At 70.2% G+C, this 15,752-nt stretch carries 13 protein-coding genes; 12 read left to right on the top strand and 1 reads right to left on the bottom strand.

What is annotated here, in order from left to right; all coding sequences use genetic code 11:
• Positions 1–597 precede the first annotated feature (597 nt).
• The 12 genes from KBY47_RS35200 to KBY47_RS35145 all read left to right on the top strand — a co-directional run bounded on the left by KBY47_RS35200 (position 598) and on the right by KBY47_RS35145 (position 15,420).
• Complete coding sequence (locus KBY47_RS35200) at positions 598–2,310, top strand: cytochrome bc complex cytochrome b subunit (protein WP_210928555.1); 1,713 nt, start codon at positions 598–600, stop codon at positions 2,308–2,310.
• Between the two features lie 180 nt (positions 2,311–2,490).
• A complete protein-coding gene (locus KBY47_RS35195) occupies positions 2,491–2,841 on the top strand; it encodes a DUF3099 domain-containing protein (protein ID WP_210928553.1) in 351 nt (116 codons plus the stop codon).
• A 421-nt stretch (positions 2,842–3,262) separates the two neighbouring features.
• A complete protein-coding gene (locus KBY47_RS35190) occupies positions 3,263–4,339 on the top strand; it encodes a type III polyketide synthase (RefSeq protein ID WP_210928551.1) in 1,077 nt (358 codons plus the stop codon).
• On the top strand, positions 4,336–4,893 hold the full coding sequence (locus KBY47_RS35185) for a cupin domain-containing protein (protein WP_210928549.1): 558 nt from the start codon (positions 4,336–4,338) through the stop codon (positions 4,891–4,893). Before KBY47_RS35190 ends, KBY47_RS35185 begins: the two co-directional genes overlap by 4 nt.
• A gap of 3 nt (positions 4,894–4,896) precedes the next feature.
• The gene (locus KBY47_RS35180; protein WP_210928547.1) at positions 4,897–6,051 is read left to right on the top strand and encodes a DegT/DnrJ/EryC1/StrS aminotransferase family protein; all 1,155 of its coding nucleotides are present in this window, start codon (positions 4,897–4,899) and stop codon (positions 6,049–6,051) included.
• A gap of 231 nt (positions 6,052–6,282) precedes the next feature.
• Complete coding sequence (locus KBY47_RS35175) at positions 6,283–7,869, top strand: class I adenylate-forming enzyme family protein (protein ID WP_210928546.1); 1,587 nt, start codon at positions 6,283–6,285, stop codon at positions 7,867–7,869.
• Between the two features lie 119 nt (positions 7,870–7,988).
• Entirely contained in the window at positions 7,989–8,999 is a 1,011-nt protein-coding gene (locus KBY47_RS35170; protein WP_247695722.1) for a methyltransferase, read from the top strand.
• Positions 9,000–9,144: 145 nt separating this feature from the next.
• Entirely contained in the window at positions 9,145–9,798 is a 654-nt protein-coding gene (locus KBY47_RS35165; RefSeq protein ID WP_210928545.1) for an undecaprenyl diphosphate synthase family protein, read from the top strand.
• A gap of 347 nt (positions 9,799–10,145) precedes the next feature.
• Positions 10,146–11,063 (top strand): aromatic prenyltransferase, encoded by a 918-nt coding sequence (locus KBY47_RS35160; RefSeq protein ID WP_210928544.1) that lies wholly within the window; start codon positions 10,146–10,148, stop codon positions 11,061–11,063.
• Between the two features lie 210 nt (positions 11,064–11,273).
• Positions 11,274–12,830 carry a DUF6851 domain-containing protein gene (locus KBY47_RS35155; RefSeq protein WP_210928543.1) on the top strand — a complete coding sequence of 519 codons (1,557 nt, stop codon included), beginning with the start codon at positions 11,274–11,276 and terminating at the stop codon, positions 12,828–12,830.
• Between the two features lie 237 nt (positions 12,831–13,067).
• Positions 13,068–14,585: an MFS transporter gene (locus tag KBY47_RS35150; RefSeq protein ID WP_210928542.1), complete on the top strand. Its 1,518-nt coding sequence runs from the start codon at positions 13,068–13,070 to the stop codon at positions 14,583–14,585.
• A 244-nt stretch (positions 14,586–14,829) separates the two neighbouring features.
• On the top strand, positions 14,830–15,420 hold the full coding sequence (locus KBY47_RS35145) for a malonic semialdehyde reductase (protein WP_210928541.1): 591 nt from the start codon (positions 14,830–14,832) through the stop codon (positions 15,418–15,420).
• A gap of 24 nt (positions 15,421–15,444) precedes the next feature.
• Here the strand turns inward: KBY47_RS35145 and KBY47_RS35140 are convergent, their stop codons facing one another.
• The gene (locus KBY47_RS35140) at positions 15,445–15,582 is read right to left on the bottom strand and encodes a hypothetical protein (RefSeq protein WP_210928540.1); all 138 of its coding nucleotides are present in this window, start codon (positions 15,580–15,582) and stop codon (positions 15,445–15,447) included.
• Positions 15,583–15,752 lie beyond the last annotated feature (170 nt).

The following is a 15,752-nucleotide window of genomic DNA, read 5'->3' as shown; positions in this document are numbered from 1 at the left end:
GCACCACCCACGGCCCCCACGCCCGCCCCCGCCGCCACACCTGCGCCGAGCCCAGCGCCGCCCGCCCGGCCGCCCCCGCCCGGCCCGCCACCGGTCAGGGCGCGCACGGCCCCCATGTCTCTCCCGCCGGCAAACGCCACCGCCCCTGAAAAAGGCCCCACCCCCGCGGGCGCCCGGCCCCGCCCCCCGAGGGGCCGGGCGCCCCCCCGTAAGGGGCACCCGGTCGCAGGCCGCGGCAGGCCCGGCCCTAGGCTTCCTGACATGATGAGAATGGATCAATTAGCCTTCTTAGAGGCCTACTTGGGCGCCAAGCGGCCGCCGTACCCTCATCACCAGGCCGCTGCCCATGCCCCGGTTCCGCACGGAGGTGACTGATATGCGCCCCGGCAACTCGCGAATCGCTCAAGAATCAGTCCAGTGGGGGCAGGACTTCGGCTTGAAGGCGGTTGTCCGTCCGCATCGCACGTCGATAGCGTTCCAGCAGCTCCAGGGCACGGGCCCGCTTCCGCCGCGGCAGGCCGCCCCCGCCACCGGCCCTGCTCCGGCGGCCGCGGGTGTGCCTGTGACGGCCGAGCGGCGAGGGGAGGGCGCGCGGGTATGACCGCGACCGAAACGGCGCCGCAGGCATCACGTGAACAGGCGCCCAAAGGCGAACGCATCGCCGACTGGACGGACCAACGCCTCGGGATCTACAACTTCCGCTTCATGGTCCGCAAGGTGTTCCCCGAGCACTGGTCGTTCATGTTCGGCGAGATCGCCCTGTACAGCTTCGTCCTGCTGATCCTCACCGGGATCTGGCTCACCCTCTTCTTCGAGCCCAGCATGGCCGAGACCGTCTACGACGGCCCCTACGTGCCGCTGCAGGGCGTGGTCATGTCGGAGGCCTACGCCTCCACCCTGGAGATCAGTTTCGAGGTCCGCGGCGGCCTGCTCATCCGCCAGATGCACCACTGGTCCGCGCTGGTCATGACCGCCGCGCTGTGCCTGCACACCCTGCGGCACTTCCTGACCGGCTCGTTCCGCAAGCCGCGCGAGGCGAACTGGCTGATCGGCTTCACCATGCTGATCCTGGTCATCCTGGAGGGCTTCTTCGGCTACTCCCTGCCCGACGACCTGCTCTCCGGCACCGGCATGCGCATCGCCTCCGGCATCACCCTGGCCGTCCCGGTGGTGGGCACCTATGTGCACATGCTCGCCTTCGGCGGCGAGTTCCCCGGCATGGACCTGGTGCCACGCCTGTACAGCATGCACATCCTGCTGATCCCGGCGATCGTGTTCATCCTGGTCAACGTGCACCTGGCGCTGGTGATCTACCACAAGCACACCCAGTTCCGGGGGCCGGGCCGCACCGAGAACAACGTCGTCGGCGAGCCCTTCGTGCCCAACTACACCGCGAAGGCGGGCGGCTTCTTCTTCCTGGTCACCGGCACCCTCGCGCTGATGGGCGGCATCGCGCAGATCAACCCCGTGTGGGCGTACGGCCCCTACAAGGCCGACCAGATCTCCCAGGGCTCCCAGCCCGACTGGTACATGGGCTTCCTGGAAGGCGCTCTGAGAGCGATGCCCGCCTGGGAGTTCGTCATCCCCGGCGGCTACACGGTCAACATGGGCGTGCTGATCCCCGCGGTGATCCTGCCCACGGTGATGATCCTGGTGATCATGCTGTGGCCGTTCCTGGAATCCTGGGTGACCGGCGACAAACGCGAACACCACCTGCTGGACCGGCCGCGTGACCATCCCACGCGTACCGCGTTCGGCTGCGCCTTCGTCTCGCTGTACCTGGTGCTGTTCTTCGGCGGCGCCAACGACGTCCTGGCCGAACGCTTCAGCCTGTCGCTGAACGCCATCACCTGGGCGGTGCGCATCGGCGTGTTCGTCGTCCCGGCGCTGACCTACGTCGTCACCCGGCGGATCTGCCTGGCCCTGCAGCTGCGTGACCGTGACAAGCTGCTCCACGGCCGCGAGACCGGCCGGATCCGCAGGCTGCCGCACGGCGAGTTCATCGAGGTCCACGAGCCCCTGGACCAGGGCAGCGGCCACGCCCTGCTGTCCCGCCAGGACTACAAGCCGCTGCCCGCGCCCGCCGCGGAAGCCAACGGCGTGCCCAACCCCAAGGCCCGCAAGGAGATCCTGCGCTACCGGCTCAGCCGCTGGCTGTACGGCAACCAGATCGCCAAGCCCACCGAGCAGGAGCTGCGCCAGGCCCTGGAGCACGCCGAGCACGCGGCGGACGGACACCCCTCCCCCAACGGGCACGCCGACGCCCGGGGCGCGGTGGAGGCCCGCGAGCCGGACCGCGAAGCGCACTAAGAGACGCCCACCGGCGCGGCCGGACAGCAACGGCGGCGGCGCGGGTGGCCGAGCATCACGGCCACCCGCGCCGCCGTTTACCCCCACCCCCGACCCCCAACCCGCCCTGCGCACCGGCGGTTTCAGGACAGGCGCCGCTCGCCCGCCCCTCTCCTCCCCCTTCTTCTTGCTGGAGGTCCGATGAGCAGCACCCGCCGGCGCCGGGACGAGGCCCCTGCCGCGTCCATCACCCAGGCGCGCACCGGTCTGAGCCAGGACCTGCGCAGCCGTCAGCGCCGCTATCTGACCGCCATGCTGATCCGCAGCGCCTGTGTGGTGGTGATGGCCGCGACCTGGAGCCGCTGGCCCGCCGTCGCCCTCTGCGCGCTCATCGGCGCGGCCCTCATCCCCTACGCGGCGGTGGTGGTGGCGCAGGCGGGATGGCGTCAGCAGCGCGGCACCCGGCCCGTGCTCGCCGCCACCCCCGACGGCAAGGAGCCCGCCGCGCGGGTGGTCCTGGAGCCGACCCTGATCCTGCACCGCGACCGCTGACCCACCGAGCCGCCGTCCCGCTGACCGGGGGCGGGGTGACTCAGGTCACTTGGGGCCGCCCTTGGCGTGGCCGCGCGGGCCGTGTCACTATTTCACCACGCCTCCCCTGCCCAAAACCCGCCGCCAGGCGGCGAGTTGAGCGGCCCCCGGCCCGGCGCCGGGCGCCCCCGGGTCCGTGTCAGGGGTGTGGCCCGCAGGTCGACACCGAGGCCACCGCAGTGAGCGACGACGCCGTCGGAGCGTCACGCCGCCGTCTTAACGCATCCGCCCGTGAACACAAAAGGGCCCCTGTTTGTTTGGCAGGGGCCCTTTTCCATGTGCACGCCGGGCGCGGCGTGGCCCCATTTCACTGCGGAATGCTGTGCGCGCAAGAAGGCTCTTCACGTGCAGAAGGCAGACTCTAGAGAAAGAGATTCCAGATATGCCGAGGCTATGCAAGCCCGCGGTGAGTGCACCGGAATATGTCATCACGATGGAAGAGACCCTGGAGTTCGCGGAAAGGGTCCACGGTGGAAAGCCTCAGCTTCCGCTGGCGCTTAGGCTGATCCGGAACACGGGGGTGCAGAAGCGGCATATCGTGCAGCCCATCGAGAAGACGCTGTCGCACCCGGGCCTGACGGAGCGCAACCGCATCTACGAGGCGGAGTCGAAGAAGCGGTGCCCGGAGGTCATCGAGCGGGCGCTGGCCAACGCCGAGGTGACGGCCCGGGACATCGACGCGATCATATATGTATCGTGCACCGGGTTCTTGATGCCGTCGCTGACGGCCTGGCTGATCAACAAGCTGGGGTTCCGCTCCGACACCCGGCAGATCCCGATCGCGCAGCTGGGCTGCGCGGCGGGCGGCGCGGCGATCAACCGGGCGCACGACTTCTGTGTGGCGCACCCGGGCAGCAACGTGCTGATCGTGGCGTGCGAGCTGTGCTCGCTGTGCTACCAACCCGACGCCGACGACATCGGTTCGCTGCTGTCGGACGGGCTGTTCGGTGACGCGGTCGCGGCCGCGGTGGTGCGCGGGACCGGCGGGGTGGGGATCGAGCTGGAGCGCAACGCCTCCTACCTGATCCCGAACACCGAGGAGTGGATCTCCTACTCGGTGCGTGACACCGGCTTCCACTTCCAGCTGGACCGCCGGGTGCCGGGGACGATGGAGCCGCTGGCGCCGGTGCTGCGGGAGTTCGCCAAGGACCACAGCTGGGACGCGGGCGCGCTGGACTTCTACATCGTGCACGCGGGCGGCCCGCGGATCCTGGACGACCTGGCGAAGTTCCTGGAGGTGGACCGCAAGGTCTTCCGCCACAGCTGGGCGACGCTGACGGAGTACGGCAACATCGCCAGCGCGGTGGTGCTGGACGCGGCCCGCCGCCTGTTCGAGGAGGACACCCCGGCGGCCGACGCCACGGGTCTGATCGCGGGCTTCGGTCCGGGGATCACCGCGGAGATGGCGCTGGGCCGGTGGGCCGTGGACGCCCCGGCCGAGCTGGGCAACGCCGTATGACCGGGCTGATCCTGCCGCCGGGTGAGGGCCGCCGTCTGGTCACACGCGCGCAGGAGGTGACGTTCAAGGCGACCGCCGACGACGGCTCCGCGGTGTCGATCTTCGAGGTGGTGGTGCCGCCGGGGTTCGACGTCGGCGCGCATGTCCACGGCGATTCCCAGGAGTTCTTCTACGTCCTGGAAGGGGAATTGCAGCTGCTGGCGTTCGAGCCGGCGAAGCGGACGGAAGATTCCTGGCAGGACTGGGAGTCGGCGGCCGGGGACAAGGCGGTGACCGCGACCGAGGGTGCGTGCATGTTCGTTCCGCCGGGCACCCCGCACGCCTTTCGGAATGTGTCCGGGAAACCGGCGCGCATGCTGTTCCAGTGTTTTCCCTCGCCGTATCACGAGCGGTATTTCGAGGAGATCGCGCAGATCTGGGCGTCCGGTGCGGGCGTCGACGCCGGCGCCGTGGAGGAGATGCGGCGCCGCTACGACGTCCAGCAGCTCACCCCGCTGCGCTATGAGCCCCCCGCCGCCCTTTCCTCCCAGCCGGCCACGAAGCGCGGAGCGTGACAGATGAGCACGAGTGACACGATCGACCTGGTGCACGCCAGTCTGGGCGAGCAGGAACTGGCCGCCGTCGCCGAGGTGTTCGCCTCCGGCTGGCCGGCCGGGCAGGGCCCGAAGGGCAAGGCGCTGGAGGCGCAGCTCAAGGAGCGCTACGGCGCGGGCGACGCGGTCGCGGTGAGCAACTGCGGTGCCGCGCTGCACCTGGCGATGCTCGCGCTGGGCGTCAAGCCCGGCGATGAGGTCATCGTCGCCGACTACACCTTCCCCGCCCCCGCGCACGCGGTGCGCTACGTCGGCGCGGTGCCCGTCTTCGCCGATGTCCGCGCCGACACCGGCACGGTGGACCCGCAGGCGGTGGCCGACCTGATCGGCCCGCGCACGGTCGGGGTGATCGCCGTGGACACCGTCGGCATGCCCGCCGACTACGCGCAGCTGAAGGCGATCGCGGACCGGCACGGCATCTTCGTGGTGGAGGACGCGGCCTGCGCGGTCGGCGCGACCTACCAGGGCCGTGAGGCGGGTGCGCTGGCGGAGGTGGCGTGTCTGTCCTTCCACGGCCGCAAGGGCGCCACCAGCGGTGAGGGCGGCGCCCTGATCACCGCCGATGCGGCGGTCGGCGCGGACGCGCGGCTGCGCTCCTCCTTCGGCATCGGGTCCATCTTCGACCAGGCGCAGGTGGTGGGCCTGCCGATCCCCCAGTTCACGGAGATCGGCTACAACTTCAAGCTGTCCGACATCGCCGCGGCGATACTCCAGGTGCAGATCGGGCGGATCGGTGAGCTGCTGAAGCGGCGCAGCGCGGTCGCCGAGCAGTACGCGCAGCTGCTGGCGGACGAGGAGCTCTTGAGCGTGCCGCGGGTGCCGGAGGACCGCACGCACGCCTGGCAGTCGTACATGGTGACGCTGGATGAGCGGGTGGACCGGGCGGCGGTGGCCAAGGCGCTGCGGGCGCAGGGCATCGGCTGCGGGCACGGCACCTGGGCGACCCATCTCCAGCCGGTGTTCGAGGGCGGGCGGGCCTGCCCGGTCTCAGCGGACCTGTTCGCCCGCAACCTGGCCATCCCGATGCACGCCGAGCTGAGTGAGGAGCAGGTCCAGCGGGTGGTGGCGGCGCTGCGTGCGGCGGTGCGCGAGCACGCCGGCGCCCGCAGCGCCGCCTGAGAGCAGGGCTTGCCGGGCCGGGCGGGCGGGCTCGGCCGGGAGTCGAGCGGTCCTTGAACGTCTCTTCGTACGCTCCCGACGCCGTGGCACGCACGAGGTCTGTCCTCGCCCTTACTTGTCGATTCCGCGGTGTTCCTGTCCGCCGGCCGGCGCCGTCCGGCGGACAAGGCGCCGCACCCGCACGCCCGCGCCCGTGAAGCCGGCAGCGCCCCCTTGAAGGAGACACATCCCATGAAAGGCTCCATCGCCTACACCTCGATACAAAAGCGCGGTCTGCACATCGGCCTGCTGCCGGAGATGGCCGCAGCCGTCAACGCCTCGACGCCGATCACCCTGGACCATGACCTGGACGTGCTGCCGCAGGCGGGCCGGCGTCTGACGGTCGCTCAGTATGCCGCTCACGTGGATGACCTGGCGGGCCGGCTGTGGGCGGCCGGGGTCCGCCCGGACGAGCATGTGGTGATCCACAAGACGCACAACGCGGACATCTGGATGCTGGCGGCCGCGGCGTCCCGGATCGGGGCGGTGGTGGTGATGCTGTCGCCCGCGCTGGACGCGGTGACGGTGGGCGCCCTGCTCAAGCGGGTGGAGATGCCCAGTCTGCTGACCGATGTGCGCACCCTGGGCAAGCTGGCCGAGCTGGACCTGGCCGCGCTCACCTCGCGGGTGCTCGCCGCGGACGGTGAGCACGAGGGCGCCGTCTCGCTGGCGTCGCTGGCGGGCTCGCCGCGGGTCAAGCCGGTGGTGCGGCCGATCGACGCCCCGGCGGTGATCACCCACACCTCCGGGACCACCGGCATTCCCAAGCTGGTGGTGCACACCCCGCGCACCCAGGGCATCCGGCTGCTGCCGCAGTGGCGGCTGCTGGCGCTGATGCGCAAGAAGGAGACCGTCGCGATCCACATCCCGTTCGTGCACTCGCGGATGGTCGCGGCGATGTCGCTGGCGCTGCTGAAGCAGTTCCCGGTGCTGCTGCTGCGCGAGTCGGAGGCGGGCCAGGTCGCCGAGCAGTTCCTCGAGCACCGGCCGGTGTTCGTGGAGGCGCTGCCCAACTCGCTGATGGACTGGGAGGACCTGGCCGACGACCCGCGGATGCCGTTCGGGTCGGTGAAGGTGTTCTCCAGCACCTTCGACGCCATCCACCCGCGCACCATGAGCCGGCTGCTGAACGCCTCCCACCGGCGCGGTGCGCTGTTCTTCCAGATCTACGGCCAGAGCGAGGTCGGGCCGGCCGTCGGCCGCGCCTACTTCCGCCACTCCGCGCACAAGGCCAACGGGCGCTGCGTGGGCTGGGCGATGCCCGGCGGGGCGGCGAAGGTGCGGGTGGTCAGCCGGGACGGGCAGCCGCCCACCGAGCACAACCCGGGCTTCATCGAGGTCGCCTGGCCCGGTCTGGCCAAGACCTACTTCGCCGAGCAGGACCGCTACGACACCAACCGCAACGGTGACTGGTGGCGCACCGGGGACGTCGGCTACCGCACCAGGTGGGGCTGTCTGCACATGCTCGACCGGGAGGTCGACATGATCCCGGGCGTGCGCAGTTCCCTGGAGGTCGAGGACGTGGTCCTGGGCCGGCTGAAGGAGCTGAGCGAGCTGGTGGTGGTGCAGGGCCCGAACGCCGAGCCGGTCCCGGTGATCTGCACCGTCGACGACGCCCCCCTGGACCCGGAGCGGTGGCGGGCGGCGGTGGCGCAGTTCCCGCAGCTGGCCGACCCGGTGCAGATCCCGCAGGCCGAGCTGCCCAGGACCGCGACGCTGAAGGTGCAGCGTCTGGCGCTGGCCGCCCGGTTCGCCGAGCAGAGCCCCAAGCGGGCGTGATGAGTGAGAACGGGGCCGCCGCGGCGGTCCAACCCACCGAGACGAAAGGGGCTATTGCCTTGACACCGGAAGCCACCCTCGCCCGATTCCGCGAGTACATGGTGGGACCCTCGCGGTTCATGAGCCTGATGTCCTGCTTCGAGCTGGGCCTGTTCGACCAGCTGCGCACCACCCCGGGACTGACCGCCGCCGAGCTGGGCGAGCGCGCCGGTGTCAAGCCGGACGCCGTGGAGCAGCTGCTGTTCTTGATGGTCAAGGAGGGCTTCGTCGCCCAGGACACCGACGGCGGCGGCTACCGCCTGGAGGCCCTGGCCGAGGTCGCCGAGAAGGACCTGGGGCGGGCCCGCGCCTACATGAACCTGATCAAGGTGACCGCGCTGCGGCAGCTGTTCTACCTCACCGAGAGCGCCCGCACCGGCACCGTCGTCGGCCTGAAGGAGCTCTACGGCGCCGAGGGCACCCTGTATGACGCGGTCGCCGACCACCAGGACCTCAACGACTCCTGGCTGACGCTGATGAACACCGTCACCGCCAACATCGACCCCTGGTTCTTCTCCCAGGTCGACATCCCCGAAGGGGCGCGGGTGCTGGACCTGGCCGGCAACACCGGCCTGGGCGCGATCCACACCTACCGGCACAAGGCCTCCGACGGGCTGACGGTGACCACCTTCGACCTGCCGGAGAAGGAGAGCGAGGCGCTGGCCAACTTCAAGGCCGCCGGCCTTGCGGAGCACCTGTCGTTCATCGGCGGGAACGTCTTCGAGTCCATCCCCACCGGCTACGACATCGTCCTGATCAAGCACTTTTTGGACATGTTCGACCACGACGACGTCGCGAAGATCCTCACCGGCGTCCACCAGAGCCTCAACCCCGGCGGGCAGGTCCACATCCTCGTGCCCGTCTACCCCGAGGACATCACCGACACCGACAACTACAACGTCGACTTCTTCCCGGCCTTCTTCATCGGCTGCACCATGGGCCAGGGCGGCCCGCAGAAGCTGTCGGTCTACCAGCAGTGGCTGGAGGAGGCCGGTTTCAAGGTGACCAAGGCGATCACCAAGGACGCCTCCGAGATCCCCCCGGACGTCATCCCCGTGCAGGCCATCCTGTGCGCGACGAAGGTCGCCTGAGGCACAGCCGGCCCACAACTCCGTGACCCGTACCCCGGGAGGGGGGCAGGACGTCCTGCCCCCCTCCCGGCGTGTGTCACGCGCGTGCCCCACCTCCAGGCACGCACCCGAACGATCCACCCGCAACGCTCAAAGGAGACCCACGGTGACGAACTTGATGCTGCTGCCGGACGGAATGCGCCGCTGGTCGCAGAAGCAGGGCATCTCCCTCCAGGACAGCTACGCGGCGATGACCGACAAGCTGGGCGAGTTCACCGTCTGGGCGCGGGAGGAGGGCTTTTCCACCCTCTACATCACCGTGTCCTCGGTGGCGAACTACAGCCGCTCCGAGACCGCCGTCGCCACCGCCATGAACGCCTTCAACGAGGTGATCCGGCGCTGCCACGACGGCCTGAACTTCAACTTCTCCGGCACCCTGGACGTGGTGCCCGACCCCTGGCTGACCGAGCTGGAGGCACTGCGTGAGAAGTCCGACAAGGCGAGCGACTTCACCCTGCACTACATCCTGGGCATGTCCCTGAGCCACGAGATCATCAGCATCTTCGACAAGTTCAACGGCAAGGTCGACACCCTGACCGAGGAGATGATCGCCGAGAACGCCTACGTGCCCGAGCCGGTCGACTACCTCATCCGTCCCGGCGGGCATGTGCGCATGTCGTCGTTCTACCCGCTGATGTCGCCGTTCGCGGAGATGTACTTCTGCCCCACCCTGCTCAACGACATGACCCGCGCCGACTTCGACGCCGCCCTTGCGGACCTGCGCGGCCGCGACCGCCGCTACGGCGTCTACCCCACCTGACCTGCCCTCTTGCCCGCCCGGGTCCGGGGGGTGTCCAGAGCCGCTTAGGCCGTGCTCGAACTGTGCTGGAAGAAGCGGGGTGTTCACCCTGCGCGGGTTGTGGCCGGGCACCCGGCCCCATAAGAATACAGGCCATGCGGTTTGGAACGTTTTTCCGGACCGACACCACGGTTTTCACGGCTTTCCTGTGGCCGCCGCCCGGCGCGCGGCCCCAGGACCCGGACCGGAAAAAAATTGGGGGGCGGGGGGAAGAGGCGCGGGAGAGCAGGACGTGTTCCGCCGTTTTTTCACCCGCCGGAAACCGGAACCGTGAAAAGCCATTGCCGACGCACCGCCTGGAGGAGTAGGTGTCCGCAGCAACCGACGCGGAGAAGCTGTACACGGCCATCGAGGAGACGGCCCGCCTGGTGGGCGCGCCCTGCTCGAGACAGAAGGTGTGGCCCGTCCTGGACGCCTACCAAGAGGCCCTGCCCGGCGGCGGTGTCGTCTTCAGCGCGCAGGCCGGTGAGAGCCACGCCGGGGAACTCGACTACGGCCTGAGCGTGCCGGCCTCGGTCAGCGACCCCTACGCGCACGCCGTCGAGCGCGGCCTGATCCCCGCCACCGACCACCCGGCCGGGCGGCTGCTGGCCCAGGTCAGCGACTACTGCCAGGCCGGCGAGCACTTCGCGGACTGCTCGGTCAGGCGGGGCCTGCGCAAGCTGTACGCGCACTTCCCCCGCAACCTGACCCCGGTGGCCAAGCTGGCGGAGCTGGAGGCGATGCCGGGCGCCGTCGCCGAGAACGTCGCGCTGTTCACCCGGCACGGCCTGGACAACGTGGTGATGTTCGGCGTCAACTACCAAAGCCGCACGGTGAGCCTGTACTTCCAGTTCACCGCGGAGGGGCGGCTGAGCCCGCAGACGATCGGCGCGCTGCTCAAGGACATCGGCCTGGCCGAGCCCAGCGCGGGCACGCTGGCGTTCGCCCACCGCTCCTTCCGCGCGAACGTCACCCTGAGCTGGGACTCCCCCGACATCCAGCGGATCGCCTTCGCCCCGCCGCCGGGCCCCGGCCTTGAGCTGTCCAAGGCCCCGCTGCCGGTGGGCCAGGAACTCGAGGCGTTCGTGACCAGCTCCCCGCGCGCCTACGACGGTGAACGCATGAACCTGTTCGCCGTCAAATGGACACGCGACAAGGAATTCCTCGAAGTGTGCTCCTACTACCAGCTGCCGCCGGGCTATGAGCCGCTGCGGCAGATGACCCTGCACCAGGAACAGGTGTAACGGGCGCCTCCCTTTTTCTCGCCCCTCTTCAAAAAGGGGAAAGCGCCGGCGCGTTGTTCGGACGTCACCCCCCACACACACCGCCACACGCCCGGACCCCTCCACTGTCACCCTTTCCGGCCCGGCCATGCCGTTTTCCGGGCCGTGCCGCGGGTCATGCCAGGAAATTCCTGACGGCCCTTGTGTATTCGATGGAAGGACACACCACGCATGACTACGTCCGGGCGTTCTCCGGTAACAGGTCCCTCTCCGCGGCGCAGGTCGCTGCTGGTCGGCGCCACCGCCACCGCGGCCGCGGTCACGCTGGGCGCCTCACCGGCCGCCGCCGCTGCCTCCGGTGACGAGCCGGCGCCGGGGCTCGACTTCGACTTCGACACCGACAACTTCATCCGCGACCTCATCATCACCCGCGCCAACGGTGTCTTCCCCGAAGAGGGCGTCATCGGCCCGATGGACGCCTCCATCTACATCTGGATCACCACCCTGTTCCAGCTGTCCTGGTTCGACGCGCTGGCGCCGTACCACCCCACCGCGGTCGGGATCCACTCGCGCATCGCGCGGCGCCCCGCCTCCGAGGCCACCACCAACCGCAACAAGAACATCGCGGGCCTGTACGCCTCGCTGCGGGTGCTGGAAGCCTTCTTCGCCGAGCGGGTGCCGGTGATGAAGGCCGGGTTCACCGCGGTCGGCCTGGACCCCGAGGACCGCTCCGAGGACCCCGCCACCCCCGTCGGCATCGGCAACATAGCGGGCAAGGCGATCGTGCGGGCCCGCGCCCACGACGGCATGAACTACGACGGCTCCGTGGGCCGCAAGTACCACGGCAAGCCGTACGAGGACTACACCGGCTACAAGCCCGTCAACTCCGCCTACAAGGTGGTCAACCCCTCGCGCTGGCAGCCGGCCTTCCACCCGCACCAGCGGCGCGTCGGCGGCGGCCCCGGCGACAAGGGCATCTGGGTCATCCAGAAGTTCGTCACCCCGCAGCTGCGGCTGGTCAAGCCCTACACCTACAGCGACCCGGGCCAGTTCAAGCTCGCCGCGCCCGACCACTCCACCCACACCAACCACCGCAAGTACAAGCGGTCGGTGGACCAGGTCCTCGAGGCGTCGGCGAACCTGACCGACGAGCAGAAGATCAAGGCCGAGTGGTTCGACAACAAGCTCGCCGGGATCGCGCTCGCCCCGGGCGCCGCCGCCGAGAGCCACAACCTGGACCTGGACGGCTGGGTGCACCTGTACGCGGTGACCTCGCTGGCCCGCCTCGACGACCTGATCGCCGCCTGGCACTGGAAGAACAAGTACGACGCGGCCCGCCCGTTCACCGCGGTGCGCCACGTCTACGGCCGCTCCAAGGTCAGCGCCTGGGGCGGGGTGGGCAAGGGCACCGTCAACGACATGCCCGCCAACGAGTGGAGCTCCTACCTGCCGGTGGGCGACCACCCCGAGTACCCCTCGGGCTCCACCACGCTGTGCGCGGCCGAGGCCCAGGCCGCCCGCCGCTTCCTCGGCGACAACGTCCTGGACTGGCGCTACGACTTCCCCGCCGGGTCGCTGCTGACCGAGCCCGGCCAGGTCCCCGCCAAGGACACCCAGCTGCACTGGCGGACCTGGGACGACTTCAACCGCGACTGCGCCGACAGCCGCGTGTGGGGCGGCGTGCACTTCCAGACCACCGTCGACCGCTCCCTTGAGTTCGGCGCCCAGTTCGGTGACCGCGCCTACGACTTCCTGATGCGCTACATCAACGGCGACGTCAAGAACTGACCTGGCCGCCTCCCCCGCGCTCTTCCCCGGGACCTGCCCCGGGCAGCCGCCACGCTGCCCGGGGCAGGTCCCGCCCCCCTTTTTTGCCCCGCAAACGGAACCCGGCCCTCCGCCCGGCAAAAGAAGAGGGAGGGGGCGCGGGATGAGGCGGGCGGGGATGTCACAGCGCGGGCGCCTTCCTCGTCATAGGGGTGACGCCTGACGGCTATAGATGAAACACCCACCAAGGAGACGATCATGGCAACGAGCGCAGCCCCTGCGGCCGGGCCCAGCGGCGCGGCGGCCGCGGACCCCCGGCGCTGGCTGATCCTCGCCGTCATCTGCACCGCCTACCTCATGGTCGGCCTCGACCTGACGGTGATGAACCTGGCGCTGCCCTCAGCGCAGGAGTCGCTTGAGTTCTCGGACGCGGACCGGCAGTGGATCGTGACCGCGTACGCGCTGCCGTTCGGCGGCCTGCTGCTGTTCTTCGGCCGGCTGTCGGACCTGTTCGGCCGCAAGGAGACCTTCCTGACCGGGGTGATCGGCTTCGCCGTCGCCTCCGCCGTCGGCGGCGCCGCGAACAGCTTCGGCATGCTGGTGACCGCCCGCGCCTGCCAGGGCGTCTTCGCCGCGATGCTGGCACCGGCCTGCCTGGCCCTGCTCGCCACCACCTTCACCGACCCCAAGGAGAAGGCCAAGGCGTTCGGCGCCTACAGCGGCGTCGCGGCCAGCGGCACCGCGCTCGGCCTGATCATCGGCGGCGCCCTCACCGACGGCCTGAGCTGGCGCTGGTGCATGTACGTCAACCTGTTCTTCGCCGCCGCCGCCTTCCTGGGCGGGATGACGCTGCTGCACCGCCAGCCCCGCGCCGGCGCCAAGATGGACCTGCCCGGCGTCCTGCTGGCCACCGGCGGCATGTTCAGCCTCGTCTACGGCTTCTCCAACGCCGCCGACGACAGCTGGAGCACCCCCTCCACCTGGGGCTTCCTCGCCCTGGGCGGCGCCCTGCTGATCCTGTTCGCGTTCTGGATCACCCGCGCCGGCCAGCCCCTGCTGCCCCCGCGGATCGTCCTGGACCGCAACCGCGGCGGCGCCTACGTGGCCGTCCTGTTCGTGGGCACCGGCATGTTCGGCGTCATGCTGTTCCTCGTCTACTACATGCAGAACGACCTCGGCTACTCCGCCATCACCTCCGGTGTGTCGATGCTGCCGCTGATCGTGCTCACCGCGGTCGGCGCCAACGTCGGCGGCATGAAGCTGCTGCCCAAGCACGGCCCCCGCCCCCTGATCAGCGCCGGCCTGCTCATCTGCGCGGCCGGCATGGCCTGGCTGACGAGGATCGGCCCCGACTCCGGCTACGCCACCCACCTGCTCGGCCCGACCATGATCGTCGGTCTCGGCCTCGGCCTGATCTTCGCCGCCGCGCTGCGCACCGGCACCTCCAACGTGGCCCCCGAGGACGCCGGCATCGCCTCCGCCTGCGTCAACACCGGCCAGCAGCTCGGCGGCGCCATCGGCGTGGCCCTGCTCAACACCATCGCCGCCACCGCCACCACCGGCTGGCTGGAGGACAACGTCCAGGGCCAGCCCACCGGCGACCAGCTCAGCCTCGCCGCGATCGAGGGCTACACCACGGTGTTCTGGTGGTCCACCGCCATCTTCGCCGTCGGCGCCGTCATCGCCGGGCTGCTGCTGCGTCCCGGCCCGCTGCCCGCCACCGACGAGGACACCACCGGCGCCCCGGCCGAACAGACCGAGGCCGCACGCCCCTAAAAAGGCCACAAGCACCACAGCACCGGCCAGCGGAAGACGGGCGGAAAAAGGGAAGCGGCACCAGCACCGGCTGCTTCCCCCGCCCCTCTTCGGCGTTTTCGCATTTCCGGTGACTGGCCGGAAATTTTTCTCCCGCACACACCTTCACCGCACCCCACCCCTGGAATTCGCGCGCGCAAATCCGGGGGTTTCTTCTGATGTTCCGGGTGCCTTGTGACCATCCCAGACAGAGAGGCTGACACCCGTGCCGTTCGTCCTTGACGCCGCCGCCCAGGACCTGCTGTTCCGCGAGGCCCGCACCCCGCAGACCTTCACCGCCGACCCGGTGACCGACGAACAGGTCCGGGCCATCTACGACCTGGTCAAGTACGGCCCCACCGCGCACAACCAGTGCCCGCTGCGCATCACCCTGATCCGCTCCGCCGAGGCCCGCGAGCGGCTCCTGCCGTACATGAGTGACCGCAACCGGCCCAAGACCGCCACCGCACCCCTGACCGCGCTGCTGGCCGCGGACAACGAGTTCCACCAGGAACTGCCCCGCCTGCTGCCCCACCTGCCGCAGGCGGGGGACCTCTTCTACGCCCAGCGCTCCGTCCGTGAGCACTCCGCCCTGCTCAACGCCTCCCTGCAAGCCGCCTACTTCATCCTCGGGGTGCGCGCCGCGGGCCTGGCCGCGGGCCCGATGAACGGCTTCGACGCCGCCGGCGTGCAAAAGGAGTTCCTCGACGACGACCACACCCCGCTGATGATCATCAACATCGGCCGTCCCGGCCCCGACGCCTTCGGACCGCGCGCGCCGCGCCTGGACGGGGACGAGGTCATCACCACCGTGTAAACACACCGGCGGGCCGGGGGCGGGTCAGTCGATGCCGCGGACCAGGTGGGGCTCGAAGGTCTCGTCCTCGTCGATCCCGGCGAGCCGCAGCGGCGGGTGGCGCGGGACGCAGGGCGGGGCCTGCTCCGGTGTCCTGCTGGCGTCCTGTTCGGCGTCGTACATCGACGTCCTCCTGCTCGGTTCGCCCGCGCCCGGCCCACCGGGCGCGGGTGATGCGGGTCACAGACCACCCTGCCCGGGGGCGGGAGAGCCGCGCTCGAAGGGCGGTGAAGAACGCATAGAGGCCCCCCCGCCCGGGGGGTGGCCGGGGCGGCCCGGACGGGGGGTGGCTG

Source organism: Streptomyces sp. B93, from assembly GCF_018070565.1.
GTDB lineage: Bacteria > Actinomycetota > Actinomycetes > Streptomycetales > Streptomycetaceae > Streptomyces.
Note: the sequence above shows the minus strand (reverse complement) of the source record. Positions and strands in the feature narration are given on the sequence as shown.

Coding starts and splice junctions, on each gene's coding strand:
- KBY47_RS35200 (WP_210928555.1), top strand. CDS start 598: ATGACCGCGACCGAAACGGCGCCGCAGGCATCACGTGAACAGGCGCCC.
- KBY47_RS35195 (WP_210928553.1), top strand. CDS start 2,491: ATGAGCAGCACCCGCCGGCGCCGGGACGAGGCCCCTGCCGCGTCCATC.
- KBY47_RS35190 (WP_210928551.1), top strand. CDS start 3,263: ATGCCGAGGCTATGCAAGCCCGCGGTGAGTGCACCGGAATATGTCATC.
- KBY47_RS35185 (WP_210928549.1), top strand. CDS start 4,336: ATGACCGGGCTGATCCTGCCGCCGGGTGAGGGCCGCCGTCTGGTCACA.
- KBY47_RS35180 (WP_210928547.1), top strand. CDS start 4,897: ATGAGCACGAGTGACACGATCGACCTGGTGCACGCCAGTCTGGGCGAG.
- KBY47_RS35175 (WP_210928546.1), top strand. CDS start 6,283: ATGAAAGGCTCCATCGCCTACACCTCGATACAAAAGCGCGGTCTGCAC.
- KBY47_RS35170 (WP_247695722.1), top strand. CDS start 7,989: ATGAGCCTGATGTCCTGCTTCGAGCTGGGCCTGTTCGACCAGCTGCGC.
- KBY47_RS35155 (WP_210928543.1), top strand. CDS start 11,274: ATGACTACGTCCGGGCGTTCTCCGGTAACAGGTCCCTCTCCGCGGCGC.
- KBY47_RS35150 (WP_210928542.1), top strand. CDS start 13,068: ATGGCAACGAGCGCAGCCCCTGCGGCCGGGCCCAGCGGCGCGGCGGCC.
- KBY47_RS35140 (WP_210928540.1), bottom strand. CDS start 15,582: ATGTACGACGCCGAACAGGACGCCAGCAGGACACCGGAGCAGGCCCCG.